General features: G+C 67.2%; 34 protein-coding genes. 25 read left to right on the forward strand and 9 right to left on the reverse strand.

The genetic code is table 11. The features are described 5' to 3' along the window. Positions 1–24 precede the first annotated feature (24 nt). The 6 genes from ACMGDH_RS05940 to ACMGDH_RS05965 form a co-directional block, all read right to left on the reverse strand. The gene (locus ACMGDH_RS05940; protein WP_436826977.1) at positions 25–1,110 is read right to left on the reverse strand and encodes a 5-(carboxyamino)imidazole ribonucleotide synthase; all 1,086 of its coding nucleotides are present in this window, start codon (positions 1,108–1,110) and stop codon (positions 25–27) included. Continuing rightward, positions 1,107–1,592 carry a 5-(carboxyamino)imidazole ribonucleotide mutase gene (gene purE / locus ACMGDH_RS05945; RefSeq protein ID WP_436826978.1) on the reverse strand — a complete coding sequence of 162 codons (486 nt, stop codon included), beginning with the start codon at positions 1,590–1,592 and terminating at the stop codon, positions 1,107–1,109. Before purE ends, ACMGDH_RS05940 begins: the two co-directional genes overlap by 4 nt. 177 nt (positions 1,593–1,769) lie before the next feature. Continuing rightward, a complete protein-coding gene (gpmA, locus tag ACMGDH_RS05950) occupies positions 1,770–2,456 on the reverse strand; it encodes a 2,3-diphosphoglycerate-dependent phosphoglycerate mutase (protein ID WP_436826979.1) in 687 nt (228 codons plus the stop codon). A 212-nt stretch (positions 2,457–2,668) separates the two neighbouring features. After that, positions 2,669–3,127 carry a GNAT family N-acetyltransferase gene (locus ACMGDH_RS05955; protein ID WP_436826980.1) on the reverse strand — a complete coding sequence of 153 codons (459 nt, stop codon included), beginning with the start codon at positions 3,125–3,127 and terminating at the stop codon, positions 2,669–2,671. After that, positions 3,127–4,245 carry a M14 family metallopeptidase gene (locus tag ACMGDH_RS05960; RefSeq protein ID WP_436826981.1) on the reverse strand — a complete coding sequence of 373 codons (1,119 nt, stop codon included), beginning with the start codon at positions 4,243–4,245 and terminating at the stop codon, positions 3,127–3,129. The genes ACMGDH_RS05955 and ACMGDH_RS05960 overlap by 1 nt, the downstream gene beginning before the upstream one ends. Next, positions 4,242–4,850: a DUF4136 domain-containing protein gene (locus ACMGDH_RS05965; protein ID WP_436826982.1), complete on the reverse strand. Its 609-nt coding sequence runs from the start codon at positions 4,848–4,850 to the stop codon at positions 4,242–4,244. Before ACMGDH_RS05965 ends, ACMGDH_RS05960 begins: the two co-directional genes overlap by 4 nt. Before the next feature lie 163 nt (positions 4,851–5,013). On the opposite strand from ACMGDH_RS05965, the gene ykgO reads away from it, so the two are divergent. From ykgO to ACMGDH_RS05985, 4 genes are read left to right on the forward strand one after another with little or no spacing between them, the layout of a single operon-like run. Next, the gene (gene ykgO / locus ACMGDH_RS05970) at positions 5,014–5,139 is read left to right on the forward strand and encodes a type B 50S ribosomal protein L36 (protein WP_066482602.1); all 126 of its coding nucleotides are present in this window, start codon (positions 5,014–5,016) and stop codon (positions 5,137–5,139) included. 8 nt (positions 5,140–5,147) lie between these two features. Beyond that, the gene (locus ACMGDH_RS05975; protein WP_436826983.1) at positions 5,148–5,759 is read left to right on the forward strand and encodes an HAD family hydrolase; all 612 of its coding nucleotides are present in this window, start codon (positions 5,148–5,150) and stop codon (positions 5,757–5,759) included. A gap of 44 nt (positions 5,760–5,803) precedes the next feature. Further along, positions 5,804–6,091, forward strand: coding sequence for a type II toxin-antitoxin system Phd/YefM family antitoxin (locus ACMGDH_RS05980; RefSeq protein ID WP_436826984.1), 288 nt, complete (start codon positions 5,804–5,806; stop codon positions 6,089–6,091). After that, entirely contained in the window at positions 6,088–6,483 is a 396-nt protein-coding gene (locus ACMGDH_RS05985) for a type II toxin-antitoxin system VapC family toxin (protein WP_436826985.1), read from the forward strand. Before ACMGDH_RS05980 ends, ACMGDH_RS05985 begins: the two co-directional genes overlap by 4 nt. 4 nt (positions 6,484–6,487) lie before the next feature. Here the strand turns inward: ACMGDH_RS05985 and pyk are convergent, their stop codons facing one another. After that, positions 6,488–7,957, reverse strand: coding sequence for a pyruvate kinase (gene pyk, locus ACMGDH_RS05990; RefSeq protein WP_436826986.1), 1,470 nt, complete (start codon positions 7,955–7,957; stop codon positions 6,488–6,490). 67 nt (positions 7,958–8,024) lie between these two features. Here pyk and ACMGDH_RS05995 point away from each other — a divergent pair, with 67 nt between their 5' ends. The 20 genes from ACMGDH_RS05995 (at position 8,025) to ACMGDH_RS06090 (ending at position 22,499) form a co-directional block, all read left to right on the forward strand. Further along, entirely contained in the window at positions 8,025–8,396 is a 372-nt protein-coding gene (locus ACMGDH_RS05995) for a DUF1244 domain-containing protein (protein ID WP_436826987.1), read from the forward strand. A 90-nt stretch (positions 8,397–8,486) separates the two neighbouring features. Next, positions 8,487–8,723, forward strand: coding sequence for a DUF2312 domain-containing protein (locus ACMGDH_RS06000; RefSeq protein ID WP_436826988.1), 237 nt, complete (start codon positions 8,487–8,489; stop codon positions 8,721–8,723). A gap of 47 nt (positions 8,724–8,770) precedes the next feature. After that, positions 8,771–9,091, forward strand: a complete 321-nt coding sequence (locus tag ACMGDH_RS06005; RefSeq protein WP_436826989.1) for a heavy metal-binding domain-containing protein — start codon at positions 8,771–8,773, stop codon at positions 9,089–9,091. Between the two features lie 101 nt (positions 9,092–9,192). Further along, positions 9,193–9,936 (forward strand): YebC/PmpR family DNA-binding transcriptional regulator, encoded by a 744-nt coding sequence (locus ACMGDH_RS06010; RefSeq protein ID WP_436826990.1) that lies wholly within the window; start codon positions 9,193–9,195, stop codon positions 9,934–9,936. Positions 9,937–9,973: 37 nt separating this feature from the next. Continuing rightward, the gene (gene ruvC, locus ACMGDH_RS06015; protein ID WP_436826991.1) at positions 9,974–10,459 is read left to right on the forward strand and encodes a crossover junction endodeoxyribonuclease RuvC; all 486 of its coding nucleotides are present in this window, start codon (positions 9,974–9,976) and stop codon (positions 10,457–10,459) included. Between the two features lie 155 nt (positions 10,460–10,614). Beyond that, a complete protein-coding gene (gene ruvA, locus ACMGDH_RS06020; RefSeq protein ID WP_436826992.1) occupies positions 10,615–11,211 on the forward strand; it encodes a Holliday junction branch migration protein RuvA in 597 nt (198 codons plus the stop codon). Positions 11,212–11,235: 24 nt separating this feature from the next. After that, the gene (locus ACMGDH_RS06025; RefSeq protein WP_436826993.1) at positions 11,236–11,442 is read left to right on the forward strand and encodes a type II toxin-antitoxin system HicB family antitoxin; all 207 of its coding nucleotides are present in this window, start codon (positions 11,236–11,238) and stop codon (positions 11,440–11,442) included. After that, positions 11,435–11,656 carry a type II toxin-antitoxin system HicA family toxin gene (locus ACMGDH_RS06030; protein ID WP_436826994.1) on the forward strand — a complete coding sequence of 74 codons (222 nt, stop codon included), beginning with the start codon at positions 11,435–11,437 and terminating at the stop codon, positions 11,654–11,656. The genes ACMGDH_RS06025 and ACMGDH_RS06030 overlap by 8 nt, the downstream gene beginning before the upstream one ends. Further along, entirely contained in the window at positions 11,653–12,675 is a 1,023-nt protein-coding gene (ruvB, locus tag ACMGDH_RS06035) for a Holliday junction branch migration DNA helicase RuvB (RefSeq protein WP_436826995.1), read from the forward strand. The genes ACMGDH_RS06030 and ruvB overlap by 4 nt, the downstream gene beginning before the upstream one ends. Positions 12,676–12,720: 45 nt before the next feature. Next, positions 12,721–13,167 (forward strand): YbgC/FadM family acyl-CoA thioesterase, encoded by a 447-nt coding sequence (locus ACMGDH_RS06040; protein ID WP_436826996.1) that lies wholly within the window; start codon positions 12,721–12,723, stop codon positions 13,165–13,167. Positions 13,168–13,183: 16 nt separating this feature from the next. After that, entirely contained in the window at positions 13,184–13,864 is a 681-nt protein-coding gene (gene tolQ / locus ACMGDH_RS06045; protein ID WP_436826997.1) for a protein TolQ, read from the forward strand. Positions 13,865–14,013: 149 nt separating this feature from the next. Next, entirely contained in the window at positions 14,014–14,451 is a 438-nt protein-coding gene (tolR, locus tag ACMGDH_RS06050; RefSeq protein WP_436826998.1) for a protein TolR, read from the forward strand. A 10-nt stretch (positions 14,452–14,461) separates the two neighbouring features. Next, on the forward strand, positions 14,462–15,259 hold the full coding sequence (gene tolA, locus ACMGDH_RS06055; protein ID WP_436826999.1) for a cell envelope integrity protein TolA: 798 nt from the start codon (positions 14,462–14,464) through the stop codon (positions 15,257–15,259). A gap of 2 nt (positions 15,260–15,261) precedes the next feature. Continuing rightward, complete coding sequence (tolB, locus tag ACMGDH_RS06060) at positions 15,262–16,653, forward strand: Tol-Pal system beta propeller repeat protein TolB (protein WP_436827237.1); 1,392 nt, start codon at positions 15,262–15,264, stop codon at positions 16,651–16,653. A gap of 70 nt (positions 16,654–16,723) precedes the next feature. After that, complete coding sequence (pal, locus tag ACMGDH_RS06065; protein ID WP_436827000.1) at positions 16,724–17,236, forward strand: peptidoglycan-associated lipoprotein Pal; 513 nt, start codon at positions 16,724–16,726, stop codon at positions 17,234–17,236. A 151-nt stretch (positions 17,237–17,387) separates the two neighbouring features. After that, positions 17,388–18,293 carry an SPFH domain-containing protein gene (locus ACMGDH_RS06070; protein WP_436827001.1) on the forward strand — a complete coding sequence of 302 codons (906 nt, stop codon included), beginning with the start codon at positions 17,388–17,390 and terminating at the stop codon, positions 18,291–18,293. A gap of 10 nt (positions 18,294–18,303) precedes the next feature. Beyond that, positions 18,304–18,519 carry a type II toxin-antitoxin system antitoxin gene (locus ACMGDH_RS06075; protein ID WP_436827002.1) on the forward strand — a complete coding sequence of 72 codons (216 nt, stop codon included), beginning with the start codon at positions 18,304–18,306 and terminating at the stop codon, positions 18,517–18,519. A gap of 94 nt (positions 18,520–18,613) precedes the next feature. Continuing rightward, positions 18,614–18,898, forward strand: coding sequence for a hypothetical protein (locus tag ACMGDH_RS06080; RefSeq protein WP_436827003.1), 285 nt, complete (start codon positions 18,614–18,616; stop codon positions 18,896–18,898). Between the two features lie 53 nt (positions 18,899–18,951). Then, positions 18,952–20,655: a hypothetical protein gene (locus ACMGDH_RS06085; RefSeq protein ID WP_436827004.1), complete on the forward strand. Its 1,704-nt coding sequence runs from the start codon at positions 18,952–18,954 to the stop codon at positions 20,653–20,655. 104 nt (positions 20,656–20,759) lie between these two features. Further along, a complete protein-coding gene (locus ACMGDH_RS06090) occupies positions 20,760–22,499 on the forward strand; it encodes a hypothetical protein (protein WP_436827005.1) in 1,740 nt (579 codons plus the stop codon). Here the strand turns inward: ACMGDH_RS06090 and ACMGDH_RS06095 are convergent. After that, entirely contained in the window at positions 22,496–23,635 is a 1,140-nt protein-coding gene (locus ACMGDH_RS06095; RefSeq protein ID WP_436827238.1) for a GNAT family N-acetyltransferase, read from the reverse strand. The genes ACMGDH_RS06090 and ACMGDH_RS06095 overlap by 4 nt on opposite strands. Before the next feature lie 20 nt (positions 23,636–23,655). Next, on the reverse strand, positions 23,656–24,234 hold the full coding sequence (locus ACMGDH_RS06100) for an NADPH-dependent FMN reductase (RefSeq protein WP_436827006.1): 579 nt from the start codon (positions 24,232–24,234) through the stop codon (positions 23,656–23,658). 106 nt (positions 24,235–24,340) lie between these two features. Here ACMGDH_RS06100 and typA point away from each other — a divergent pair, with 106 nt between their 5' ends. Then, positions 24,341–26,179: a translational GTPase TypA gene (typA, locus tag ACMGDH_RS06105; RefSeq protein WP_436827007.1), complete on the forward strand. Its 1,839-nt coding sequence runs from the start codon at positions 24,341–24,343 to the stop codon at positions 26,177–26,179. Positions 26,180–26,330 lie beyond the last annotated feature (151 nt).

The following is a 26,330-nucleotide window of genomic DNA, read 5'->3' on the forward strand; positions in this document are numbered from 1 at the left end:
TCTTCGCCTGGGCGGGGAGGGTTCTCAGCCGCGTACTACTCGCGTCACATGCCCCATCTTGCGGCCCGGACGGACGTTCGCCTTGCCGTAAAGGTGCAGGTGCGCGCCGGGCTCGGCGAGCAGCTCGCCCCAGCGGTGCGCATCCTCGCCGATCAAATTCTCCATCTCGACATGCGAGCCGGTCAGCGCAGTCGATCCCAGCGGCAGCCCGCAGATCGCGCGGATGTGGTTCTCGAACTGCGAAGTCTCCGCGCCTTCGATCGTCCAGTGGCCGCTGTTGTGGACGCGCGGCGCCATTTCGTTGAACACCGGGCCGTCGGCCGTCGCGAAGAACTCCAGCGTCAGCACGCCGACATGGCCCAGCTTCTCGGCCACGCGCCCGGCGAGCGTCGCCGCCTCGGTCCAGTGGCGCGCGATCTCCGCGGGCGCGGGAAGCGACGAGCGATGCAGGATGCCGTCGCGATGCTCGTTCCACGGCGGCGGATAATGCGTCAGCGCGCCGTCGAGCCCGCGCACGGTGATGATCGAGAATTCGTGGCTGAACGCGACGAAGCCTTCCAGAATCGCCGGCCGCTCGCCGATCTCGGCCCAGGCGGCCTCGGCGTCGGCAGCGTCGCGGATGCGCACCTGCCCCTTGCCGTCATAGCCCAGCCGCAGCGTCTTGAGGATCGCGGGCGCACCGATCGCGTCGATCGCGGCGCGCAGCTCCTCGCGGGTCGAGACCGGCGCCCACGGAGCCGTGCGTCCGCCGAGCTCGCCGACGAACGCCTTTTCGCGCGCGCGGTCCTGCGCGATCTCCAGGCTCTTCGCGCCGGGGCGCACCGGCACCTTGCTCGCGAGATACTCGACCGGATCGAGGGCGACATTCTCGAACTCATAGGTCACGACATCGGTCTGCCCCGCAAGCTCATCGAGCACGATGCGGCTGTGATAGTCGGCGCGGGTGAAGCTCGACGCGGTCTGCGCAGCGACGCTCTCCTCGTCGGGCGCAAGCACGTGCGTGCGATATCCGAGCTGCGCCGCAGCGACCGCGAGCATCCGCCCGAGCTGACCGCCGCCCAGGATTCCGATCGTCGATCCGGGTGCCAGGGGACCGTTGGACGCGCTCATTCGGGATCGGTCGCCACGTTCTCGGTCTGCGCCGCGCGCCAAGCCTTGAGCCGGCGGGCGAGCGCCTCGTCCGAAGTCGCCAGGATCGCGGCGGCGAGCAGCCCCGCGTTGATCGCGCCCGGCTTGCCGATCGCCAGCGTCCCCACCGGCACGCCGCCGGGCATCTGGACGATCGAATAAAGGCTGTCGACACCCTTCAATGCCTTTGATTCCACCGGCACACCGAGCACCGGCAGATGCGTCATCGACGCCGCCATGCCGGGCAGATGCGCCGCGCCGCCCGCGCCCGCGATGATCACCTTGAGCCCGCGGTCGGCGGCGGCGGTCGCATAATCATAGAGCCGCTGCGGCGTGCGGTGCGCAGAGACCACCTTGGTCTCGTGCGTCACCTGAAGTTCCTCGAGCACGCGCGCGGCATGGCGCATCGTCTCCCAGTCGGAAGTGCTGCCCATGATGATGCCGACGAGAGGTGCGTCCGACATGATTGCCCCGTGTTGCGGAAGCGGCGTTGTTAGTGGGGGAGGAGGGAGAGGGCAACACTAAAGCCCATCCCCTTCAGGGGAGGGGTTGGGGGTGGGGCATGTGTCTCACCAAGACCGAACCCCAATGGACAGGCCCCACCCCAACCCCTCCCCTGAAGGGGAGGGGCTTAGAAGCGCTCACCGCTCGTTCAAATAATAGCGATCCAGCGCGTTCAGCCCCTCGTCTAGCTCATAGACGATCGGCTGCCCCGTGGGGATCTCCAGGCTGACGATCTCCTCGTCCGGGATGCCCGACAGATGCTTCACCAGCGCACGCAGCGAATTGCCGTGCGCGGAGATCAGCACGCGCTTGCCTGTCTTCAATTCGGGCGCGATCCGGCTCTCCCAATAGGGGAGCACGCGCGCGATCGTGTCCTTCAGGCTCTCGGTCTGCGGGATCGGCACCCCCTTATAGCGCTCGTCCTTGGCCAGATCCCAGGGCGAACCTTCCTCGGGAAGCGGCGGCGGCACGTCGAAGCTGCGGCGCCAGATCTTGACCTGATCGTCGCCGTGGAGCGCCGCGGTCTCGGCCTTGTTGAGGCCGGTCAGCCCGCCATAGTGGCGCTCGTTCAGGCGCCAGTCCTTCTCGGTCGGCAGCCACAGCCGCCCCATCGCTTCCAGCGCCAGGTTGAGCGTCTTGATCGCGCGGCTCTGGAAGCTGGTGAAGGTGATGTCGAAGTCGAGCCCGCGCTCCTTCATCAGCTCGCCCGCCGCCCAGGCTTCCTTGACGCCCAGCTCGGTCAGGTCGACGTCCCACCATCCGGTGAAGCGGTTTTCCAGGTTCCAGGCGGACTGGCCGTGGCGGATCAGGACGAGCTTGGGCATGGGGGGTCCTCTAGGCTGCTGTTTGCCGAGGTCCTTAGCGGCTGAGCCGCAGGGGGCAAGCGGGCTGCGTCAATCCTCCCCCGCCAGGGGGAGGTGGCGCGCGAAGCGCGACGGAGGGGGAGGACGCACGCGGCTGATGCGTTCTGGCTTCCTCCCCCTCCGTCAGCCTTCGGCTGACACCTCCCCCTGGCGGGGGCGGATTGATGCGCCGTTCAAATCACCCGCGTCATGAACCGGCTGAACGGATCATCGTCCGGATAGTCGCCGAACGCCGGGCAGTCGGTGAATCCGAACTTCCGGTAGAGCGCATGCGCCGGTTCGAACGCTACGCCGCTCCCCGTCTCCAGGCTGAGCCGCTTGTACCCGCGCTCGCGCGCCACGCTCAGCACGTGGCTCACCAGTGCTGCACCCACGCCGCTGCGCAGCTGGTCGGGGGCGGTACGCATCGACTTGACCTCGCCGTGCTCCGCATCGAGCTGCTTGAGCGCGCCCACGCCGAGCAGCGCATCGCCGTCCCACACGCTCCAGAAGCTCACTCCGGGCGCGCGCAGCCCTGACAGATCGAGAAAATGGCAGCTGTCCTTGGGGGAATTGGCGAGCATGTTCTCCATGTGGAAGCGCAGCAGCGCGATCACCTGCGGCTCGTCCAGCCCTCCCTCGCGGATCTCCATCACAGCTCGTCGATGAAGCCGGCGAGCGTGTCCAGGCACGCGTGCGCGAGCACCTTGCACCGCGCCGGCGACCAGCCGAATTCGGCGTCCGCATTGGCCTCATGGTCCTTGAACGGCATCTCCAGCGTCATCGATACCGCCCCGAATCGCTCCGCGAGCTGGTTGGTCGACATCGATAGATTGGCCTGCCCTGGCGCCGACTTCTCATAGCCCAGGTCGAGCTGGAACTCGGGCGTACCTGCGGCCAGCCGCCGCGCATATTCGTAGAATTTCTCGCCGTGCGCGTCGGTCCAGCCCGGGATGCCCTCATATCCCGCCAGGAAGTTCGCCGGGATCGCCTCGTCGCCATGCACGTCGATCGCGAAGTCGACGCCGGTCTCGTCCATCCGGTTTCGGACCGCGAGCACCTCGGGACTGCGCTCGGGCGTCGGCGCGTGCCATTCGCGGTTGAGGTTCACGCCCGCGGCATTGGTGCGCAGGTGCCCGCGGCGCGACCCGTCGGGATTCATGTTGGGGACGATGTGGAACGTCGCCTTGGCGCGCAGCGCTGCCGAAGTGGCGTCGCCGGGGTCGGTCAGCTTCTCCAGTGCGCCTTCCATCCACCATTCGGCCATCGTCTCGCCGGGGTGCTGGCGGGCATAGAGCCACACTTGCTTCGGGCCTTCGCCCAGCGTCAGATAGTCGATCGGCTGCCCGTCCAGCGTCACGCCCAGCTCGCGGTGCGAAACGCCGGGCCTGCCTGCGATCCGCGTCACCAGATCATGGTGCCGCTCCATCGAATAGGGCGCGAAATAGGCGAACCAGACGATGTCGCTATCGATCGCGTGCGTGAAGCTCAGCACCCCTTCGGCATAGCTGGTGTCGGTCGTGCGCCAGTTCTCGCGGTCGGTGCTCCAGCGCGCCTTGTACCCCGGCCAGCCGAAGGCATAGGCCGCGCCGCCCGCGTTGACGATGCGGAAGGTCAGCGTCCGCCCCTTCGCGCCGGCGAGGCGGAAGTGGAACCATTGGTAGAATTCGGACTCGTGGTCCTGAACGATTTCCAGGTCCACGCGGTCGCCTTCGATGCCGACCAGGCGGATGTTGCCGCCGTCGAACGCGGCGTTGATCGTGATGCTCATTTGACCGTGGTAGTCACGCCCGACTCGCCTGGGAAGCCCTGGAACAGCGCATCGGCGAGCCGCGCCGCCTGATCGCGCGGGTCGCTGCCGCTGGTGCCGCTGACCGAATCGGTCAGCGCGCGGCCTTCCCAGATCACGGTGTTGTCGCTGCGCCGGCGCAGCTGGACCCACAGCTCGGAGCTCACCACCTGGCGCGTCTTGCCGCCGACGCCGAAGCTCACCCCCGCGCCCACACCGCCGCCGCCGCTCCAGCCGCCGCTGTAGCTGCCGCCGCCGACGCCGATCGAGACCGGCGGCCTTTCGCGGAACATGCCCTTGGGCGCGCGGATGAAGGCCACCCCGGCGATGTAGCCGGAGGGCATGTTGCTGGTGGAGCGGACATAGCCCAGCTGCGCGAGCTCGGCGGCCACGGCATCGGCGTACATCTGATATTCGGGGCTCGGCGTACCGGAGCCCTGCATCGGCTCGATCGTCACGGTCGTGCGCTCGAACGGCTGGCCCAGGTGGTAACGCGTCACGTCGACCGGCGACGGGCGGTAGGATTGGGCGCATCCGCCCGCGAGCAGCGCCGCGGCTGCGATCGCCAGGCTTATCTTCCTATTCATTAGACACGCACCTCCCATCCTGCGAAAGCACCGTTCCGCCGCAGGATCAACCCTGCGGTGTTCGACTCGTTCCCCACCCGCTATGCCTTGACTTGGCGGCCTCGCGACTATAGGCGGGCGCCTCTTTTCCGGCATTCCAGATAGTTTGAGAAGCGAATCGGTCATGAAGATCGTGAATTCATTGAAGTCGCTCAAGGGGCGGCACCGCGACAACCGCGTGATCCGCCGCCGTGGCCGGATCTACGTGATCAACAAGACCAACCGTCGGTTCAAGGCCCGCCAGGGCTAATTCCGGCCGTGAAGAAGCCGTCCGCCGTCATCTTCGATGTCGGCAACGTCCTCTTCCACTGGGATCCGCGGTATCTCTACGAGCGCCTGATCGACGGTCAGGCGCTCGAAGCGTTTCTGGCGCAGGTCGTCACGCGCGAATGGCACTTCCAGCATGATGCCGGCCGCCCCTTCGCCGAGACTTCGGCGGAGCTGATCGCCGAGCATCCCGAGCATGCCGAGCTGATCGCCGCCTGGGGTCCGCGCTTCAACGATTCGGTCGGCCCCGCGGTCGAGGGCATGGCCGAGATCGTCGAGGAACTCGATTCGGCCGGTGTCCCGCTGTTCGCGATCACCAATTTCTCGGGCGAGTTCTGGCGCGCCTGGGTGCCGCAGCACCGGGAGCTGTTCGGCCGCTTCCGCGACGTGGTCGTCTCGGGGGACGAGAAGCTCGTGAAGCCCGATCCCGCAATCTACGACCTCGCGCTCAAGCGCTTCGGCCTCGCCGGCCCCGACGCAGTCTTCGTCGACGACAGCCCCGCCAATGTCGAGGGCGCGTGCAAGGCAGGCATCCACGCGCTGCTCTTTACCGACGCCCCCGCCTTCCGCGCCGAGCTGGTCCGGCTGGGATTGCTTGTTTGATCGATCCAGTTCGTGTACACCGTGTACACGATCGGAGTCGAGCCATGAAGATGTCGGTCCGCGAAGCCCGCGCCAATTTTGCCGCCGCGCTCGAAGCGGCGGAGAAGGGCGAGCGCATCACCATCACTAAGAACGGCGAACCGATTGCCGAGCTGGGGCCGCCGCCGCCGAAGAAGAAAGGCTTCGATTTCGAGCGTGCCGCGCGTGTCCGCAAGGAGCTGGGGCTGGACAAGCTCGATATCGACGATCTCTGGCCGACGGAATTCGATGATCCCGCGTTCAGCCGCAAAGTGCTCGGGCTCGACGACAATCCAGATATCGAGCCCGAATGAGGCTGCTGCTCGACACGCATTTCCTGATCTGGATCACGAACGCTCCAGAGGTGCTCAGGGCACGGGAGCGTGCGGTGTTGGGTGGCGAAAGCGATCTGATGGTATCGAGCATTTCGCTGCTCGAAATCCGCTTGAAGTGGCGGGCACTCGAGCAGCGGGGCAAGCCGCACAATGCGCTCAGTCCGGCCAAGGCGTTGGCGCTGATCGAGGCGAATGGGTTGCCACTCGCTGAGCTATCGGGCGCGGACATCGCTACAGAACTGACGCCGCCGGTGGAGCATACCGATCCGTTCGACGAGCTTCTTCTGCTCCACGCTCAGCAACTAAGCGCGAAGCTGCTCACGCGCGACGGTAAGCTGCAGGAGCACCCGGCGGTCTATCGCTTCGCCTGAATTCTCAGCTCTCGCTGGGCCCGCTGTAGTTCTTGAGCTCGTCGCCCACGATGGTGACGACGTGGAGCACGTTGGTCGATCCCGGCGTCTTGAACGGCACGCCGGCGCACACCACCACGCGGTCGCCCGCTGCCGCCAGATGATGGCGCAGCGCCATGCGCTTGGCCTTGGCGACCATTTCCTCGAACGATTCGACGTCGCGGGTGTGCACGGCGTGCGTGCCCCACAGCAGGCCCGTGCGCCGGGCAGTCTCGAGCTTCGGCGTCAGCACCATGATCGGCACGGTCGGCCGCTCGCGCGCGATCCGGCGTGCGGTCGATCCCGAGCTGGTGAAGCAGACGATCGCCGACGCCGATACGGTGCGCGCGATGTTCTTCGCCGCCTCGGCCAGCGCGTCGGCAGTGGTGGGATCGGGCCGCGTGACGGTGAAGTGGACGCGGTCGCCGTGCGCGGGGTCGCGTTCCACTGCGTCGGCGATCGAGTTCATCATCGCCACCGATTCGATCGGCCATTTGCCCGCCGCGCTTTCGGCCGAGAGCATGATCGAGTCGGCGCCGTCGTACACCGCTGTCGCGACGTCGGAGACTTCGGCGCGGGTGGGGGAGGGCGATTCGATCATCGATTCGAGCATCTGAGTCGCGACGATCACCGGCCGGCCCATGCGGCGCGCGGTCTCGACGATCCGCTTCTGGAGCGGCGGCACGCTCTGCGGCGGCAGCTCGACGCCCAGATCGCCGCGCGCGACCATCACGCCGTCGCACTGCTCCATGATCTCGTCGAGCCGCGCGATCGCGCTGGGCTTCTCGATCTTGGCGAGCAGCGCGGTCTTGCCGCCGATCAGCCGCCGCGCCTCCATCAGATCCTCGGGCCGCTGGACGAAGCTCAGCGCGATCCAGTCGGCGCCCTGCTCGACTGCGAAGGAAAGGTCGCTGCGGTCCTTTTCGGTCAGCGCCGCGAGCGGCAGCACCATGTCGGGGACGTTGAGTCCCTTGTTGTTCGAAAGCGCGCCGCCGACCTCGACCACCGTCGTCAGCTTGTCCGGTGTCGCTTCGGTCACACGCAGCACCAGCTTGCCGTCGTCGAGCAGCAGCCGCGCGTCTTCGTGCGCCGCCTCGAAGATCTCGCGGTGCGGCAGCTGGACGCGGGTCGAATCGCCCGGCGTCGCGTCGCGGTCGAGCACGAAGGTCTGCCCGGTCTCGAGCATCACCCGTCCCTCGGCGAACTTGCCCACGCGCAGCTTCGGCCCCTGCAGATCGGCCAGGATCGTCGTCGGACGCCCCAGCTTCTTCTCCAGTCCGCGGATCGCCTCGAACAGCGGCACCTTCGATGCCTGGTCGCCGTGGCTCATGTTGATCCGGAAGGCGTCGGCGCCGGCCTCGTACAGCTGCTGGATCATCTCGGGTGTGCTGCTCGCAGGGCCCAGCGTCGCGAGGACGCGGACTTTGCGGGAACGGGGGGCGATCGCCTTGGTCATATTTGTCATCCCTTGTGCGCGCTCGCCTCTAACCTTTAATGCGGGCGGATCAACCACGGAGGTGAATGTGCCGACGCTCGAAACCTTGGATGACGCAACGGCAGCCAAGGCGTTCCGGCGCCTCGTCCGCCATTTGCGGCATCGCACCGATGCGCAGAACATCGATCTGATGGGGCTCGCCGGCTTCTGCCGCAACTGCCTGGCCGACTGGATCGCCGAGGCAGATCCCTCGCTGACCAGGGACCAGGCGCGCGAGATCATCTATGCGATGCCGTTCGCCGAGTGGAAGGCGCGCCACCAGCTCGAAGCCACCCCCGAGCAGATCGAGCGGATGAACGAGAGCATGAAGCGCAACCATGTCGAGGCGCTGCTCGACGATGCGCTCGACGACAGCTTCCCCGCGAGCGACCCGCCCTCGATGACCGATCCTGGCCGCTGATCCGCTCTTGCGCACGCGCGGGCTTGAGCCGCGCCGTCGCGTCCACTAATCGCGCCGCTTTCCCATTCTTCACGCCTTCAGGAGACTCCCTTGTCCGATTCGATTTCCGCCGAGCAGCTGCGCCTCTTCATCGAACGCATCGAGCGGCTCGAGGAGGAGAAGAAGGGGATCGCGGACGACATCAAGGACGTCTACGCCGAAGCCAAGTCGACCGGCTTCGACGTCAAGACGATGCGCTCGATCGTTCGGCTGCGGAAGATGGAGAAGCACCACCGCGACGAGGCCGAGATGCTGCTCGAGACCTACAAGCAGGCGCTCGGCATCTGACGCGTTTTCAGCTAGGCTGAACGCTCCACCAAGCGGAGAGCGCACCGATGATCGTCACCACGACCCCCACGATCGAAGGCCGGACGGTCACGAGCTACCATGGCATCGTGACCTCCGAAGTGATCATCGGCGCCAACATCTTCCGCGATCTCTTCGCCGGCATCCGCGATATCGTGGGCGGCCGCACCGCCAGCTACGAACGTCCGCTCCGCGAGGCGCGCAAGACCGCGCTCGAAGAGCTCGAGGCGGAAGCGCAGGCGCTCGGCGCCAACGCGGTGATCGGGGTCGACTTCGACTATGAAGTGATCGGCCAGGGCGGCTCGATGCTGATGGTCTCCGTTTCGGGCACGGCCGTAACTTTGGGCTGAACTCGGGTTCACGCCTTCGCGTGAACCCAAAAAACCTCAGGCATTGCCCCGCGCCCACCCGCTGTCCTAGAGACGCGCGACCGAATTCACACGAGAGCGCAATGGCAGGCCATTCCAAATTCAAGAACATCATGCACCGCAAGGGCGCGCAGGATAAGAAGCGCTCGGCGGCATTTTCGAAGCTCAGCCGCGAAATTACCGTCGCGGCCAAGATGGGCGCCCCCGATCCGGACATGAACCCGCGCCTGCGCGCGGCGGTCAACGCCGCCAAGGCCGCGTCGATGCCCAAGGACAACATCCAGCGCGCGATCGACAAGGCCTCGCGCGGCGATGCGGAGAACTATGAGGAAGTCCGCTACGAGGGCTTCGGCCCGGGTGGCGTCTCGCTGATCATCGAAGCGCTGACAGACAACCGCAACCGCACCGCCACCAACGTCCGCACCGCCGTCTCGAAGAACGGCGGGAACCTCGGCGCCTCGGGTTCGGTCAGCCACGGCTTCGACCGGATGGGCCTGATCACCTATCCCGCGAGCGCCGGCGATGCCGAGAAGGTGTTCGAAGCCGCGCTCGACGCGGGCGCCGAGGACGTGACCAGCAGCGAGGACGGCCACGAGATCTGGACCGCCCAGGCCGACCTCCACGAAGTCGCCCGAGCGCTCGAGCCCGTACTCGGCGAGCCCGAGGGCGCCAAGCTCGCATGGAAGCCGCAGACCATGGTGAGCGTCGACGCCGACGATGCCGCCACGCTCTTCAAGCTCATCGACACGCTCGACGACGACGACGACGTCCAGACCGTCTGGGGCAATTACGAAGTCTCCGACGAAGTCATGGAGAAGCTGGGTTGATGGCGTTCCCCTCCCGCAAGCGGGAGGGGCTTAGGCCATGATCCTCCTCGGCCTCGACCCCGGGCTCGGCACCACCGGATGGGGCATCATCCGCGCCGAGGGCAACCGCCTCTCGCACCTCGCCAACGGCAAGCTCAAGACCGATCCCCAGGCCCCGCTCGCCCGGCGGCTCGCGCATCTCGACGCGATGCTCGCCGCCCTCATCATCGATCACGCGCCGGAAGCCGCCGCGTGCGAGGAAGTCTTCGTCAATTCCAACGCCCAGTCGACCCTCAAGCTCGGCCAGGCCCGCGGCGTCGTGCTCTGCGCCGCCGCCCGCGCGGGGCTCGATGTCGGCGAATACACGCCCAGCGTGGTCAAGAAGGCCGTGGTCGGCACCGGCGCGGCCGAAAAGGCGCAGGTCCATGCGATGGTGTCGCGGCTGCTCCCCGGCGTGAAAATCGCGGGCCCCGATGCCGCCGACGCGCTCGCCGTCGCGATCTGCCACGCCCACCATCTCGCCACTGCCCGCCACCGCGCCTGATTTCGCTTTCCTATATGGGCGCGTTCCGCTTATGTACCGGCCATGCACTTTCCGGCCGCCTGCCTCGCCGACGCCCCGCGCGAAAAACCGCGAATCGAGTCAAGCAAGTCAACCGGTTCGCTCAACCGTTCGGTTGAACATCGGGCGGTGCCGGCGTGATCGCGCACCTCAAGGGCCAGCTCGCCGCGACCGGCAGCGATCATGCCGTGATCGACGTGAACGGCGTCGGCTATCTGGTTGGAGCCTCGGCCAAGACGCTCGACAAGCTCGGCAGCACCGGGTCGGCGGTGACGGTGCACACGGTGATGCTCGTCTCGGAGGATTCGATCCGGCTGATGGGCTTCGCCACTGCCGACGAGCGGGACTGGTTCCGCCTGCTCACCTCGGTCCAGGGCGTGGGCTCGAAGGTCGCGCTCGCGATCCTGTCGCTGCTCACCCCGGACGAGCTGCGCACCGCCGTCGCCCGCGCAGACGCTGCGACGATCGCGCGCGCCAACGGAGTCGGCCCCAAGCTCGCCCAGCGCATCGTCAACGAACTCAAGGACAAGGCCGGCGGCATCGCCCTCGGCGGCGCAGGCGCGGCCCCGGTTCCCGCGGGCGGTGCGGCGGCGGACGCCGTCTCCGCACTCCTCAACCTCGGCTTCAAGCCCGCCGAAGCCTCCACTGCAGTCAACGCCGCCAACGACGAACTCGGCGATGGCGCGAGCTTGGACGCGCTGGTGCGGCTGGCGCTCAGGAAGGCGGCGAAGTAACGTGTCGGACGGAAGGATCGAACCATGCAAGTGACCGCGGTACTGACTCCGGCGGAGGAGGGCGGTTACGTCGCCTTCAACCCCGAAACCGGAACTACGACCGAGGGCGAGACCGTCGAGGAGGCTCTCGCCGCATTGCGCGAGGCAATAGAGCTTTATCTCGAGGACGAGCCGATCCACTTCTCGGGCGCGCCGATCGTCACCACTGTGACCGTCGGGGAGCATGCCTAAGCTGCCGTCCATATCCGGGCGGGAACTGGTGCGCGCACTTGAGCGGCTCGGGTTCGAGCAGGCGGGCCAGCGCGGCAGCCATGTGAAGCTTCGCCGAGGCGACTCTGTATGCATCGTTCCGCTACATCCGGAACTGAAGAAAGGGACTTTGGGGGGCATCTTGCGGCAGGCCAAGCTGACGTCCGACGATCTGCTGAAAGCGATGACGCATTGACCGACGCCGACCGCATCCTCACCGCCTCGCGCCGCCCCGAGGACGTGGACGCCGCGCTGCGCCCCAAGTCGCTCGACGAGTTCGTCGGCCAGCGCGCCGCGCGCGAGAACCTGCGCGTCTTCATCGACGCCGCCCGCCAGCGCGGCGACGCGCTGGACCATGTCCTGTTCTTCGGCCCCCCCGGGCTCGGCAAGACCACGCTCGCGCAGATCATCGCGCGCGAGATGGGCGTCGGCTTCCGCTCCACCTCGGGCCCGGTGATCGCCAAGTCGGGCGATCTCGCCGCGCTGCTCACCAATCTCGAGGACGGCGACGTGCTGTTCATCGACGAGATCCATCGCCTCAATCCCGCGGTCGAGGAGGTCCTCTATCCCGCGATGGAGGACCGCGCGCTCGACCTGATGATCGGCGAGGGACCCTCGGCACGCTCGGTGCGGATCGATCTGCCGCGCTTCACCCTGGTCGGCGCCACCACCCGCCAGGGGCTGCTCACCACGCCGCTGCGCGACCGGTTCGGGATTCCGGTGCGGCTCCAGTTCTATACGGTCGAGGAGCTCGAGCGCGTCGTCACCCGCGCCGCCAATCTGCTCGATCTCCATGTCGCCCCGGACGGCGCGCGCGAGATCGCCCGACGCGCCCGCGGCACGCCGCGCATCGCCGGGCGGCTGCTCCGCCGCGTGCGCGACTTCGCCAATGTCGCGGGGCGCGCGGTGGTGGATGCCGTGGCGGCCGACGCTGCGCTCACTCGGCTCGAAGTCGATGCGCTCGGGCTCGACAATATGGACCGGCGCTATCTGATGATGATCGCCGACATCTATCGCGGCGGCCCGGTGGGCGTGGAGACGCTCGCCGCCGGGCTCAGCGAGCCGCGCGACACGATCGAGGAAGTGATCGAGCCCTATCTGATCCAGATCGGGATGATTGCACGGACGGCGCGGGGGCGCTGCCTCAACGCCGCGGGCTGGAAGCATCTCGGGCTGGACCCGCCGCCCACCGCGCAGGAGGGGCTGTTCGACTGACCGCAGGGGTTCCCCCGCGCGGATCGCTTGGTTAAGGCCGGGGGCATGGAGGCTCTACCCGCGGTCGGCCGTTTCCTGGGCCTCGAGCACCAGTTCGTCCTGCGCGTCTATTTCGAAGACACCGACCTTACGGGAGTGGTCTATCACGCCAATTACCTCCGTTTCATGGAGCGCGCCCGCTCCGACATGCTCGTCGCCGCCGGCATCGACCAGCGTTCGGCGTTCGAAGGCGGGGAGGGCGTCTATGTCGTCCGCGACCTCCACATCGTCTATCGCGCCCCCGCCCGGCTCGGCGAGGAACTTCGCGTCGTGAGCCGGCTTGTGTCGCTGCGTCCCGTTGCCGTGGTCATTCAGCAACGAGTCATGCGGGGCGAAACCATATTGGCCGAAGCGGAGGTCGAGGCGGCGTTCGTCTCCCCGTCCGGGCGGCCGCGGCGCCAGCCGGCCGAGTGGATGGCGGCGTTCGAACCGTTGTTGTGGAAGGGGATCTGATCTCGTCATGGAATTCATGAGTACCGACGCTGCGACCATGTCGCCCATTGGCCTGTTTCTCCAGGCGGACTGGGTGGTCCGCGGCGTCATGATCGGCCTGCTGCTGGCGAGCCTTTGGACCTGGGCGATCATCCTGAGCTTCGGCTTCCGCATCGGCAGCGTGAAGAAGGGGATCGATCAGTTCGAGGTCGAATATCGCGAGGCCGACGACATCGATGATTTCCACCGCCGCATGGCCACCCGCGACCAGCCGATCGCCCGCATCTTCCTGGCCGGCGTCACCGAATGGCGCCGCTCCACCTCGGGCAAGTCGATCGACCGCGACGGCACCCGCGAGCGGCTGGCGACGGCGATGGGCGCTGCGATCGCCATGGAAGTCGATCGCCTCGCCGATCGGCTCAATTTCCTCGCCACCGTCGGTTCGGTCGCGCCCTTCGTCGGGCTGTTCGGCACCGTCTGGGGGATCATGCGCAGCTTCACCAGCATCGCCGCCGAGCAGAATTCGTCGCTCGCGGTGGTCGCGCCAGGCATCGCCGAGGCGCTGTTCGCCACGGCGATCGGCCTGTTCGCCGCCATCCCCGCGGTGATCGCCTACAATCGCTATTCGCACCGCATCAATCGCGTCGAGGCACGGCTCAACCGCTTCGCCGACGGCTTCCACGCCACGCTCAGCCGCCGGCTGGAGATGGAGGCGTGATGGAGGCGCGCTCCTTGATCCTCCCCTGTAAGGGGAGGGGAACCGCGCGCGTAGCGCGTGGTGGAGGGGTGTCGACCTTACAGGAAGGGGAATACCCCTCCACCATGCTTCGCATGGTCCCCCTCCCCCTTGGGAGGAGGATCTAGGGCATGGCCATGCACCTCCCTTCCAACAAGGGCCGCGGCCGCCGCGCGCCGATGGCGGAGATCAACGTCACGCCGCTGGTCGACGTGATGCTGGTGCTGCTGATCATCTTCATGGTCACGGCGCCGCTGCTCACCGCGGGCGTGCCCGTGAACCTGCCCGAGAGCCGCGCCAAGGCGCTCGAACAGGACCAGAAGCCCGTCCAGATCGCCGTCGACGAAGCGGGCCAGGTGTTCGTCGACGACGCCCCCGTCGCCGACGATGCGCTGGCGGCGGCGCTCGAGCAGATCGCCGCGCGCACCGGCGCCGACGGCAAGCCGCCCCAGGTCTATCTTCGCGCGGATCAGGGCCTTGGCTATGGTAAGGTGATGCGCGTGATGGGCGAGCTCAACCGCGCCGGCCTCAATCGCGTCTCGCTCATCACCAGCGCCGCGAGCAAGTGAGGGACGAGTAGTGACTCGGTCCGAAGTAGCTGGGCTTGGCATTGCCGCGATCGGCCATCTTGCGCTGTTCGGGCTGCTGTCGGTCGGCTTCCTCGCCACGCCCAATCCGCTCCAGCTCCAGAGCGCGCCGATCGAAGTCTCGCTCACCGACGAAGTGGGGCTCGAAAGCCAGGCGCCGGTGCCGCACCAGGAGGATGTCGCCGCCCGGCTTTCCCCAGTCGAGGCGCCGCTCGAACCCGACACTGCGCCGCCCGAACCCGTGGATCAGCCCGATCCGCAGCCGGTCGCGAAGCCTGAACCCACCCCGCCCAAGCCGGCGCCCGCGGAAAAGGCGCGTCCAGCTCCCAAGCAGCAGCCCAAGGCCGCGCCTGCCAAAGCACAGCCCAAGTCCCAGCCGAAGCGCGAGATTCGCGCAAGCGGCGCACTCGATGGCATCGTCGCGGGCCTCAAGGATCAGCCGAGCAAGGGCAAGGCGACCACGCCGCCTGCCGTCAAGGCCGGGCCTGCAGTCCAGTCAGCGCTCGCCGCGGAGGTGTTGCGCCAGATCAAGCCGCGCTGGAAGCCGCCGAGCGGCGCCGATTCGGACAAGCTGCGCACCACCGTCCAGGTGCAGCTCGATCGCAATGGCGCTATCGTCGGCCAGCCGCGCGTGACGCAGACGGGCGTGACCGCGAGCAATCGCGCCCAGGCCGATCTCCACCGCGAGCGCGCGCTCCGCGCCGTCCAGCTCGCCGCACCGTTCAAGCTGCCTGCGCAATATTATGATGCGTGGAAGACGATAGCACCGACACTATACGAGGGTTTGTGACGATGAAGGTCATCCGACTTACGGCGATGCTCCTGCTGGCAGCGAGCGCCATTCCCTTCGCGCATGCGCAGGATGCACCGCAGCTTCCACCCCCCGCTGCCGTGCAGCCGCAGGACCCCGGTCAGGCCGAAACCGTGCTGCGTGTCGACGTCACCAACCAGGCGGCGCAGGATCTGGTGCTGGCGATTCCCGCGCTGCCCACCGCGCAGGTGGTGTCGACCGCCGCCGGCTCCACCGACGAGCTCGGGCGTAAGCTGGCGCAGGTGATCGAAGACGATCTGCGCAACACCGGCTTGTTCAAGACGCTCGGCCCAGGCGCGGTCCCGGGGATCGCCTTCTCGGAAGTTACCGTTCCCAACTATGCCGGCTGGAGCGCACGCTCTGCCCAGGCGGTGGTCCAGGGCTATGTCCGCGCGGGCGCTAACGGAAACCTCACCGTCGGCTGCTATCTCTACGACGTCGCGCTCCAGACCGAGTTGGTCCGCCAGGGCTTCGTCGTCTCGCCCGCCGACTGGCGCCGCGCCGCGCACAAATGCGCCGACGCGATCTACACCCGCCTCACCGGCGAGGGCCCCTATTTCGACAGCCAGGTCGTCTATGTCGCCGAGCAGGGCCCCAAGAACAAGCGCCGCAAGCAGATCGCGATCATGGATCAGGACGGGGCGAACCACCGCTTCCTGACGAACGGCCAGAACATCGTGATCACCCCGCGGCTCTCGCCCCGGCAGAACGCGATCGTTTACATGAGCTATGAGGGCCGCCGCCCGTCGATCTGGGTGTACGACATGGCCGCGCGGTCGAACCGCCGGCTGGTCACCAACGTCAATCTCAACTTCGCGCCGCGCTTCTCGCCCGATGGCCGCTGGGTGCTCTTCTCGATGTCGGTCGCATCGAACACCGATATCTATCGGGTCGCCGTCGGCGGCGGCGAGCCGCAGCGGCTCACCAATTCGCCGGGGATCGACACCGGCGGCAGCTATTCGCCCGACGGCAACCGGATCGTGTTCGAAAGCGACCGCGGCGGCACGCAGCAGCTCTATGTGATGAACGCGGACGGATCGAACCAGCGCCGCATCAGCTTCGGCGGTGGCCGCTATGCTACTCCGGTGTGGAGCCCGCGCGGCGATCTGATCGCGTTCACGCGCCAGGGCGGCGGCGCTTTCCGCATCGGCGTGATGAGTCCGTCGGGCGGCGGCGAACGCCTGCTCACTGACAGCTGGGGCGACGAGGGGCCGACTTGGTCGCCCAACGGCCGCGTGCTGATGTTCTTCCGTTCGGCGCAGGGCTCCGGCCGGCCCGATCTCTGGTCGGTGGACCTCACCGGCAGCAACGCGCGCCGCATCCCCACGCCGCTCGACGGCTCGGACCCAAATTGGGGACCCATTCGGCAATAGAAATCGTTACGCTCACGACGGGCCGTTCGCCTGCTCGGGTCACGCAATTCAATAAGGAGGAATAAAGACGATGGCCAAACTCACCACCAGCCTGGTGCTGGTTGCAGCGCTGGTCGCGACCGCGGGCTGCGCCAAGAAGAAGCCCGATGTGCTTCCGCCGGCGCCGGCCGAGACCGCGCCGCCGGTCACCGACACCGGCGATGCCGATCAATATGGCTCGAACGCGCTCAACGAACGCTTCAAGCGCGAAGTGACCAGCGACACGGTCCATTTCGCGCTGGATCAATATGACATCGATCCCGAGGCACGCGCGATCCTCGACAGCCAGGCGCAGTGGCTCACCACGAACCCCAACACGCGGATCACGATCGAGGGGCATTGCGACGAACGCGGCACGCGCGAATACAACCTCGCGCTCGGCGACCGCCGCGCCAATGCCGCCAAGAACTATCTGGCCGCACGCGGCGTCTCGCCCACGCGCATCACCACGATCAGCTACGGTAAGGAACGCCCGATCGCGCTCGGCTCGGACGACGCGAGCTGGGCCCAGAACCGCCGCGCGGTGACGATCGTCATCAGTTGAGCCGGCGCCGCACCTTGTGCGGCAGGCCATCGGAAGCGCCGTCGCGGCTCCGCGCCGCGGCGGCGTTGTCGTCTCCGGGCCATTCCGATTCCCGCTTGTGGCTTCCTCGAATTCGATATAAATAAGATATCACAATTACGGGAGGGAAGAGATGACGGATGTTCGCAGCAATGCCTCGGCGCTTCGCCAGAGCAGCGAGAGCGCGGCGCGCACGATAAGCGGCTATGGCATGTTGCTCGCGCTGCTGCTCACGCTCGCACCGGCGGTGGCGGGTTTCATGCAGATCGGGCGCATATCCGATGCGTTGGTGGTTTCCACATTCCTGATCGCCACCTTCGCTTTCCTCTTCGTTGCCTGCGGTTTCTACCTGCTCCAGCCCAACCAGGCGGCGGTGATCCTGCTGTTCGGCGAGTATCGTGGCACCGATCGCACCCCCGGCCTGCGCTGGACCTGGCCCTGGATGCTCAAGAAGAAGGTCTCGGTGCGCTCGAACAACATCATTTCGGAGCGGATCAAGGTGAACGACCTTCGCGGCAATCCGATCGAGATGGCGGCGCAGGTGGTGTGGCGCGTGACCGACACGGCCCAGGCGCTGTTCGACGTCGATGATTACAAGGCATTCGTCGTGGTGCAGATCGAGGCAGCGGTGCGCACGATCGGCTCACGCTACCCCTATGACGATTTCGAGCATCAGGAGGTCACGCTGCGCGGCAATCACGATCAGGTCGGCGGCGAGCTGCGCGAAGAGCTGATCGAGCGGCTGCGCGTGGCGGGCATCACCGTCGATGAATGCGGCTTCACCCATCTCGCCTATGCGCAGGAGATCGCAGGCGCGATGCTGCGGCGCCAGCAGGCGCAGGCAGTGGTGGCGGCGCGCCAGACGCTGGTCGAAGGAGCGGTGGGCATGGTCGAAATGGCGCTCGAACAACTCTCGGCCAAGAACGTGGTCCACCTCGACGACGAGCGCCGCGCGGCGATGGTTTCGAACCTGATGGTGGTGCTGTGCGGCGAGCGCGACACCCAGCCGGTCGTCAATGCAGGCTCGCTGTACCAGTAAGGCGTAATTCGTGTCGCAACCGCCGCAGAAAAAGGCATTTCCCCTGCGCCTCGATCCCGCACTCTACGCGGCGATCGAGCGCTCGGCGGCGAGCGATCTCAGGAGCGTAAACGCCCAGGTCGAATGCCTCCTGCGGGAGGCACTGAGCCGGCGCGGCGTGAAGCTGGCGGAGCCGGTCCGCGCAAAACGCGGGCGACCGCCGAGGAAAGTGGAAGGAGACGAGTGATGATGATTGCCGCTTTCAGCAACAGCCACAGGCTCCCGTGGCTCGCCGCCATTTCGGTGCTGATCCTCGGTGCGGGCGTCGCGATGCTGGCACGATGACAGGGCCGATCCGCCAGGAGCCGCGGCCGGCACCCCCGCGGCTGCGGCCGGGCTATTGGTTCCGCCCGAAGCGCTTCGGCCTGGGGGCGGTGCCCGCCAGCTGGCAGGGTTGGCTCCTCACGCTCGTCGTGCTCGTCTGCGGGATCCTGCTCGGCCGGCTTGCCGAGCAGCGCGGACCGATATGGCTGGCGCTGCTCGTCCCGCTGTTTGTCGGGTTCATCGTCCTGGCCTGGATCAAGACCGACGGCGAATGGCGCTGGCGGTGGGGAAGAGACGACTGAACCTGGCAGCGAGATCAACACGGAATTAACCGCTACGTCCTAACGCATGACGCATGGCTGCCGCACCATCGCGCCTCGCTCATTTGGACATCGTGGCCGCGCTGGCGCTGGCGCTGCTGCTGGGGCTTTCGGCGACACTGCGCGGCTGGGCCGACCTTGCTGCGCTACGCCTCCCCGATACCGACGATATGATGCGCCTCCAGCAGATCCGCGACTGGATCCACGGCCAGGCGTTCGGCGACCTCGCCCAGCATCGATTGGGGCCCCCACCGGGGCTCGAGATGCACTGGTCGCGCCTGCCAGACCTCGCGCCTGCGGCGATCATCGTCATGCTGGCACCGGTCCTTGGCATGCACGGTGCCGAAATCGCCGCGGTCGCCATCTGGCCGGTGGTGCTCTTTGCCGCCGCGCTGCTGCTGGTCGCCGGCATCGCCCGTGCGCTCGGTGTCTCGGGAGCACTCGCTGCTACGATCGGAGCGCTCGCCTATCCGGCGACCACCTTGTTCCTGCCGGGCAGGATCGATCACCACGGGCTCCAGCTCGTGCTGCTGCTCGTCGTCGTTCGCAGCCTGGTCGGAGCGGGCTCGCTCGCCGGCGGGGCGGCGGCGGGCGTGGCGATCACGGCATCACTGGCGATCGGTCTGGAGACCGCCCTGCTGCTCGCTATCGCCGCTAGTGCGGCGATGCTGTCGTGGATCACCGGGGGAAAGCAGGCTCAGGCCCGGCTTTGCGGCCTTGCGGCAGCATTGATCCTGTCCCTGGCCGCTGCCGCTGCGGTGCTCCGGACGAGCGGGTGGGAGTATCCGGCGTGCGATGGCTTCACCCGAGAATCATGGCGCGCTGCCCAGGCCGGCGCGCTTGCCCTTGGGGCGCTCGCCCTCGCAAGTTTCGTCGTGTCCGGCGCACGCGGCCGAGCTGCCGCTGCGGTCGGCGCGGGAGGAGCGGGGCTGACGGCTGCACTGCTCCTGTCACCGGGATGCCTTCATCCCTATGGCGCCGTGGACCCGCTGCTCGCGCGAATCTGGCTCGCCAACGTGGAGGAGGCGCAACCGCTGCTCGCCGCGCCGCTCGCGGATGCGGTCGGCTATGCCGGGTTGATGTTCGCCGGTGTGCTGGCCGCCGCGGCCGCCTGGAAGCGCGAAAATGGTCACCGTTGGGCAATATTGCTCGCAATGCAGCTCGGCGCGCTGGCACTCACCTTGGCGCAGATCCGCGGCGCCTATGCAGGGGCGATGCTCGCCGCTCCTGCGCTTGCCGCGCTGATCGTCCAGGCACGACGGCACGGCACAGTCTCGGTCGTAGGCGCCTGGCTGGGCTCGGCCGGACTGGTCTATCCGTTTGCCGCTGCGCACGCTTTCGCCGGTCCAGCCGTCACCGAAGCTGCACCCGGCTGTGATCGGGCGGCGCTGCTGGCCGCGCTCGGCCAGCTTCCGGCGGGGACGCTGCTCTCCTCTATCGATCTCGGCGCAGGGACCATAGCGGCGACACCACATCGTGCCCTCGCCGGCCCCTATCACCGCAACACTGTCGGAAATCGGGCGGTCTATGTCATTTTTCTCGGGGATGCGTCCCGCGCGCAGGAAGCCGCCCGGGCCCTGCGGATCGACTACCTCGCGCTTTGTCCAGGCGATCTTGCAGAAGCCGGAGTGGCTCGTCGTGCCAGTTTCGCCGCTGCCCTACGTGGAGGTACGTCGCCGCGTTGGTTGGCCCCGGTGCCGGTGAAGGGTGGGGCGCTGCTGTTTCGCGTGGTCCGTTGATCGCCGCCGCCTGGACTACTGCCCGGCCTAATTCAGGCGCGGGCTCACGATGACGAGCGAGCCTCCGCTTGCAGGCCTCCAGTGTGCTCCTTAGAAGCGCGCCGATGAACAGGGGCGACGCGCTGCATTGGTGGCAGACACGGTGGTTCGTAGCGTTCGCCACGCTGGTGGCGACGCTGCCCCTGCTCTGGCCGGACATTCCGCCGCTGGTCGATCTGCCTGGCCATATGGGCCGTTACCGGGTCCAGCTCGTCTACGATCAGTTCCCGCACCTCCAGCAATGGTATAATTTCGAGTGGAGCCTGATGGGCAACCTCGGGGTCGACCTGCTGGTAATCCCGCCGGAGCCGATCTTCGGGCTCGAGCTCGCGGTGAAGCTGATCATCATCACCATTCCGGCGATGACCGTCGCCGGGCTGCTGATGATCGCGCGCGAGGTCCATGGGCGGATTCCCGCCACCGCGCTCTTTGCGCTGCCGCTGGCCTATAGCTTCCCGATCCACTTCGGCTTCGTCAACTTCGCGCTGTCGATGGCGCTGGCGCTGATCGCCTTTGGCTGGTGGCTGCGGCTCGCGCGGTTGGGCCATCTCAAGCTCCGGCTGTTCCTGTTCGTGCCGATCTCGGCGCTGATCTGGGTGACCCATGCCTTCGGTTGGGGCACGCTGGGGGTGCTCGCCTATTCGGCCGAGCTCATCCGCCAGCACGACCTGCGCCGCAATCGCGACCTGCCGTGGTATCGGGACCTTGTCGGCGCCTGGGTCGTGCCGGCTTTCTATGCGGGCCTGCATTGCCTCGCCCTCGCGCCCCCGATCGCGCTCATGCTGCTGTGGCGCAGCGGCGGCGGTGTCTCGGGCGAGACCGGCGACTGGTTCAACTGGCGCGCCAAGGTGCTCTGGATCGTCCAGGTGTTCCGCGACCGCTGGCAGCTCTTCGATCTCGCCTGCGTGGGAGTCCTCTTCCTGCTGCTGTTCAAGGCGGTGCGCGATCCGAACATCCAATATTCGCGCAATCTGGCGCTGTCCGGCATCTTCCTGCTCGCGGTCTATATCCTGCTTCCACGGATCGTGTTCGGATCGGCCTATGCCGACATGCGGCTGGTCCCTTTCCTGTTCGCGATCGGAATCATCGCGATCCGCGCCAAGCCCGGCCTGTCGATCCGCGGGGCCGGGACGGTGGCGGCGCTGGGGCTGGCATTCTTCCTCGTCCGGATCGGCGCGACCACCTACAGCTTCTATCTCTACGACCGGGCCTATGATCGCGAGCTGAAGGCGCTCGATCACCTGCCCGTGGGCGCGCGGCTCGTCTCGTTCGTCGGTGAGACCTGCTACAACGAATGGCGGATGACGCGCCTCCAGCACGTTCCGGCGCTCGCGCTCGAACGCAAGCTCGCCTACACCAACGACCAATGGTCAATGCCGGGCGGCCAGCTGCTCACGGTGCGCTACGCCGCCGCCCAGCGGTTCGCCCATGACCCCTCCCAGATCGTCACCGACGTCCAGTGCCCGCGCGAATGGTGGCGGCCGGTCCCTTGGGCGCTCGCGCGCTTCCCGCGCGACGCGTTCGACTATGTCTGGCTGATCCGCCCGCCCGCGTACGACCCGCGCTTCGAGCAGGGGCTGGTGCCGATATGGCGCAACGGGACCAGCGCGCTGTTCCGCGTCGATCATAGCGTTCCGGCGCCGGTGATTGCGCCGGGCGAGCTGCCCGTGCCGCGCTGGGAGCGCGACATCATTCTCGCCGATGGACGACACCAGCAGACGAGCAACCTGCCCGATCCAGAGGCCAGCCCCGAGCCGGAAGCGAGCCCGGCCCCCACATCCGAGGCGGAGGCGCCGAAGCGCTAACAGCCGCGGCGAAAGGGCGTCAGCTCACCCAGGAATTCCTGCTCGTGCGCCACGGCCTCGCGCTCGCGCTCCAGGAAATCGGCTACCGCGCGGCGGAAGCCTGGATCGGGGATGTAATGCGCCGACCAGGTGGTGACCGGCACATAGCCGCGCGCCAGCTTGTGCTCGCCCTGCGCGCCCGCCTCTACCCGCGCCAGCCCGCGTGCGATCGCCGCATCGATCGCCTGATAATAGCAGAGCTCGAAATGGAGGAAGGGGACTTCCTCGATCGCGCCCCAATAACGGCCGTAGAGCGCATCGGCGCCGACCAGGTTTAGCGCGCCTGCGATCGGTCGTCCGTCGCGCTCGGCCAGGATCAGCAGCACGTCGTCGCCCAGCGCCTCGCCCAGCATCGAGAAGAAGGCGCGGGTGAGGTACGGCCGCCCCCATTTGCGTGAGCCGGTGTCCTGATAGAATGCCCAGAAGGCGTCCCAATGCGCCTCGGTGATCTCCGCGCCGGTCAAATGGCGGATCCTAAGCCCCTCGATTGCCTGCGCGCGCTCCTTGCGAATCGCCTTGCGCTTGCGGCTGGCGAGCGCGCCCAGGAAATCGTCGAAGCTCGCATAGCCCTGGTTGAGCCAGTGGAATTGCGTGCCGGCCCGCATCAGCCAGCCCGCGGCTTCGAACCAGTCGCGCTGGTCTTCGTCGAGGAAGGTCACGTGGGCCGAGGAGAGACGATGCCGGTCGGTCACCGCTTCGATCGCGGAGATCAGCGCCGGCGCGAGCGCGGGATCGCGCAGCAGCAGCCGCGGGCCCGGCACGGGGGTGAAGGGCACCGCCACCTGCAGCTTGGGATAATAGCGCCCGCCGGCCTGCTCCCAGGCATCGGCCCAGCCGTGATCGAACACATATTCGCCCTGGCTGTGCGACTTCGCATAGGCGGGCGCGATCGCGGCAGCGGAGCCGTCCGGCCCGTCGATCACGATCGGCAGCGGCTGCCAGCCGGCCCGCACGCCCACCGAGCCCGAGCGCTCGAGGACCTCCAGAAACGCATGCCGCACGAAGGGATTGCCGGTGCCGGCGCACGCATCCCACGCGCCCGCGGGGATCGAGGCGACGCCGTCGGCGATTCGGGCAGTGATAGGGGAGGGCTGCACCGGGCGCAGATAGGGTGCGGTCAGCGGGGTTGCGAGAGGCGCGCGGCCTTGAGAGCACGGCCCCACCAGATCAGCTCGTCGAACAGATGGCCGATCCAGCGCAGGTCCTTCTCGTCCGCGGTGAACACGCCGTCCTTCACCTTGCTCCACACGCCCATGATGTGCACCGACGCCTCGAGCGGCGCAGTCTGCAGCTCGCGCGCTACGCAGGTCAGCAGCTCGATCGAGCGGGCGCCGCCGTTGCCGCCATAGCCGACGAAGGTCATCGGTTTGCGGTTCCACTCGGCGTAGACGAAATCGAGCGCGTTCTTGAGCACCGCGGGCGGGCCGTGGTTATACTCGGGCGCGATCAGCACATAGCCGTCCGCGCTCGCGATCTTCTCGGCCCAGCGCAGCTGGAGCGGATCGGTATAGCCGCCCGCGGCCGGCGGCTTGGCGAACGGATAGAAGGGCAGGTTCCAGTCCTTCAGGTCGATCAGCTCGCAATCGAGCTCGGCCCGCTCTCGCGCCTGATCGAGCACCCAATTGCCCACCGGCTCGGCCATCCGCCCCTCGCGTACGCTGCCCAGGATAATCAGAATCTTGAGGGGGTCGGCCATGCGCGCTTCCTTTCAACTGCTTCAACGATCCTGCGGGAAACACGGTGCTTCCCGCAACGCACAAATTCCTGTAGGGGGCGCGCCAACTTCTTCCAGGAAACCGCTCATGAACCTCCGCAACGTGGCGATCATCGCACACGTCGACCACGGCAAGACCACGCTCGTCGACCAGCTCTTCCGTCAGTCCGGCACCTTCCGCGACAACCAGCGCGTCGAGGAACGCGCGATGGACTCGAACGATCTCGAGAAGGAGCGCGGGATCACGATTCTGGCCAAGTGCACGTCGGTCGAGTGGGCCCCCCCAGGAGGGCAGGAAAGCACGCGGATCAACATCGTCGACACGCCCGGCCACGCCGATTTCGGCGGCGAGGTGGAGCGCATCCTCTCGATGGTCGACGGGGTGATCTTGCTCGTCGACAGCTCCGAAGGCGCGATGCCGCAGACCAAGTTCGTGACCGGCAAGGCGCTCGCGCTCGGCCTGCGTCCGATCGTCGTCGTCAACAAGATCGACCGCCCCGACGAGCGTATCCAGGAAGTGCTCGACGAAGTGTTCGATCTGTTCGTCAGCCTCGATGCCACCGATGAGCAGCTCGACTTCCCGGTGCTCTACGCCTCGGGCCGCAACGGCTATGCCAATGAGGACCCGACGCTGCGCGAGGGCACGCTGGCGCCGCTGTTCAACAAGATCGTCGAGCACGTGCCGGCGCCGTCGGCCGATCCGAACGGGCCGTTCAAGTTCCTGGTCACGCTGCTCGACCGCGACAATTTCCTCGGCCGCATCCTCACCGGCCTGGTGTTCTCGGGCTCGGTGAAGACCAACCAGCAGATCCATGCGCTCGATAACGACGGCAACGTCGTCGAGACCGGCCGTGCGTCGAAGATCATGACCTTCCGCGGGCTCGAGCGCGTGCCGACCGACGAGGCGAATGCCGGCGACATCATCAGCCTCGCCGGCCTCACCACCGCCACCGTCGCCAACACGATCTGCGACCCCACGGTCACCGAGCCGCTCCATGCACAGGCGATCGATCCGCCGACGCTGTCGATGCGCTTCGCCGTCAACGATTCGCCGATGGCGGGCCGCGAAGGCAGCAAGGTGACGTCGCGCATGATCCGCGACCGCCTGTTCCGCGAGGCCGAATCGAATGTCGCGATCAAGGTCACCGAAGCCGCCGACAAGGACAGCTTCGAAGTCGCCGGCCGCGGCGAGCTCCAGCTCGGCGTGCTGATCGAGACGATGCGCCGCGAGGGCTTCGAGCTCGGCATCAGCCGCCCGCGCGTGCTGCTGCGTGAGGACGAGAACGGCAACAAGACCGAGCCGTACGAAACCGTCATCATCGACGTGGACGAGGAATATTCGGGCACGGTCGTCGAGAAGATGAACCTGCGCAAGGCCGAGATGACCGACATGCGTCCCTCGGGCGGCGGCAAGACCCGCATCACCTTCTCGGCGCCTTCGCGCGGGATGATCGGCTATCACGGCGAGTTCCTGTCGGACACCCGCGGCACCGGCATCATGAACCGGCTCTTCGAGAAGTACGGCCCCCACAAGGGCAAGATCGAAGGCCGCAAGAACGGCGTGCTGATCTCGAACGGCACCGGCGAGGCGAACTCCTACGCGCTCGGCCCGCTCGAAGAGCGCGGCGTGCTGTTCGTGGGCCATGGCGAGGCTCTCTACGAGGGCATGATCGTCGGTGAGAACGCCAAGACGGACGACCTCGAAGTCAATCCGATGAAGGCGAAGCAGCTCACCAACTTCCGCGCTTCGGGCGGCAAGGACGACGCGATCCGCCTGACTCCGCCGAAGAAGATGACGCTCGAACAGGCGATCGCCTACATCGACGACGACGAGATGGTCGAAGTCACGCCCAAGTCGATCCGGCTGCGCAAGCGCTTCCTCGATCCGCACGAGCGCAAGCGCCAGAGCCGCGCGAAGGCGGCCTAAGGTCTCAACTTCCCCTCTCTCAGAGGGAGGGGGATCAAGGAATGGGTAACGCCGGCCGAGGCTCGATGTCTCGGCCGGCGCTTTTCATTGGGGAGCCGGTTTTTTCGGGCGCACCTGAACCGTAGCCACCAGCCCCTGCCGAGCGGCCAGT

Source organism: Sphingomonas radicis, assembly GCF_051400635.1.
GTDB lineage: Bacteria > Pseudomonadota > Alphaproteobacteria > Sphingomonadales > Sphingomonadaceae > Sphingomonas.

Excerpts from the sequence above, each read along its gene's own strand:
- ACMGDH_RS06010 (WP_436826990.1), top strand. The coding sequence starts at position 9,193 with ATGGCAGGCCATTCCAAATTCAAGAACATCATGCACCGCAAGGGCGCG.
- ACMGDH_RS06090 (WP_436827005.1), top strand. The coding sequence starts at position 20,760 with ATGAACAGGGGCGACGCGCTGCATTGGTGGCAGACACGGTGGTTCGTA.
- ACMGDH_RS06005 (WP_436826989.1), top strand. The coding sequence starts at position 8,771 with ATGATCGTCACCACGACCCCCACGATCGAAGGCCGGACGGTCACGAGC.
- tolB (WP_436827237.1), top strand. The coding sequence starts at position 15,262 with ATGAAGGTCATCCGACTTACGGCGATGCTCCTGCTGGCAGCGAGCGCC.
- ACMGDH_RS06085 (WP_436827004.1), top strand. The coding sequence starts at position 18,952 with ATGGCTGCCGCACCATCGCGCCTCGCTCATTTGGACATCGTGGCCGCG.
- ACMGDH_RS05985 (WP_436826985.1), top strand. The coding sequence starts at position 6,088 with ATGAGGCTGCTGCTCGACACGCATTTCCTGATCTGGATCACGAACGCT.
- ACMGDH_RS06040 (WP_436826996.1), top strand. The coding sequence starts at position 12,721 with ATGGAGGCTCTACCCGCGGTCGGCCGTTTCCTGGGCCTCGAGCACCAG.
- pal (WP_436827000.1), top strand. The coding sequence starts at position 16,724 with ATGGCCAAACTCACCACCAGCCTGGTGCTGGTTGCAGCGCTGGTCGCG.
- pyk (WP_436826986.1), bottom strand. The coding sequence starts at position 7,957 with ATGACCAAGGCGATCGCCCCCCGTTCCCGCAAAGTCCGCGTCCTCGCG.
- ACMGDH_RS06030 (WP_436826994.1), top strand. The coding sequence starts at position 11,435 with ATGCCTAAGCTGCCGTCCATATCCGGGCGGGAACTGGTGCGCGCACTT.
- ACMGDH_RS05980 (WP_436826984.1), top strand. The coding sequence starts at position 5,804 with ATGAAGATGTCGGTCCGCGAAGCCCGCGCCAATTTTGCCGCCGCGCTC.
- purE (WP_436826978.1), bottom strand. The coding sequence starts at position 1,592 with ATGTCGGACGCACCTCTCGTCGGCATCATCATGGGCAGCACTTCCGAC.
- ACMGDH_RS05955 (WP_436826980.1), bottom strand. The coding sequence starts at position 3,127 with ATGGAGATCCGCGAGGGAGGGCTGGACGAGCCGCAGGTGATCGCGCTG.
- tolR (WP_436826998.1), top strand. The coding sequence starts at position 14,014 with ATGGCCATGCACCTCCCTTCCAACAAGGGCCGCGGCCGCCGCGCGCCG.
- tolQ (WP_436826997.1), top strand. The coding sequence starts at position 13,184 with ATGAGTACCGACGCTGCGACCATGTCGCCCATTGGCCTGTTTCTCCAG.
- ACMGDH_RS06070 (WP_436827001.1), top strand. The coding sequence starts at position 17,388 with ATGACGGATGTTCGCAGCAATGCCTCGGCGCTTCGCCAGAGCAGCGAG.
- gpmA (WP_436826979.1), bottom strand. The coding sequence starts at position 2,456 with ATGCCCAAGCTCGTCCTGATCCGCCACGGCCAGTCCGCCTGGAACCTG.
- ykgO (WP_066482602.1), top strand. The coding sequence starts at position 5,014 with ATGAAGATCGTGAATTCATTGAAGTCGCTCAAGGGGCGGCACCGCGAC.
- ACMGDH_RS05960 (WP_436826981.1), bottom strand. The coding sequence starts at position 4,245 with ATGAGCATCACGATCAACGCCGCGTTCGACGGCGGCAACATCCGCCTG.
- ruvC (WP_436826991.1), top strand. The coding sequence starts at position 9,974 with ATGATCCTCCTCGGCCTCGACCCCGGGCTCGGCACCACCGGATGGGGC.
- typA (WP_436827007.1), top strand. The coding sequence starts at position 24,341 with ATGAACCTCCGCAACGTGGCGATCATCGCACACGTCGACCACGGCAAG.
- ACMGDH_RS06080 (WP_436827003.1), top strand. The coding sequence starts at position 18,614 with ATGACAGGGCCGATCCGCCAGGAGCCGCGGCCGGCACCCCCGCGGCTG.
- ACMGDH_RS06025 (WP_436826993.1), top strand. The coding sequence starts at position 11,236 with ATGCAAGTGACCGCGGTACTGACTCCGGCGGAGGAGGGCGGTTACGTC.
- ACMGDH_RS05940 (WP_436826977.1), bottom strand. The coding sequence starts at position 1,110 with ATGAGCGCGTCCAACGGTCCCCTGGCACCCGGATCGACGATCGGAATC.
- ACMGDH_RS06100 (WP_436827006.1), bottom strand. The coding sequence starts at position 24,234 with ATGGCCGACCCCCTCAAGATTCTGATTATCCTGGGCAGCGTACGCGAG.
- ACMGDH_RS05965 (WP_436826982.1), bottom strand. The coding sequence starts at position 4,850 with ATGAATAGGAAGATAAGCCTGGCGATCGCAGCCGCGGCGCTGCTCGCG.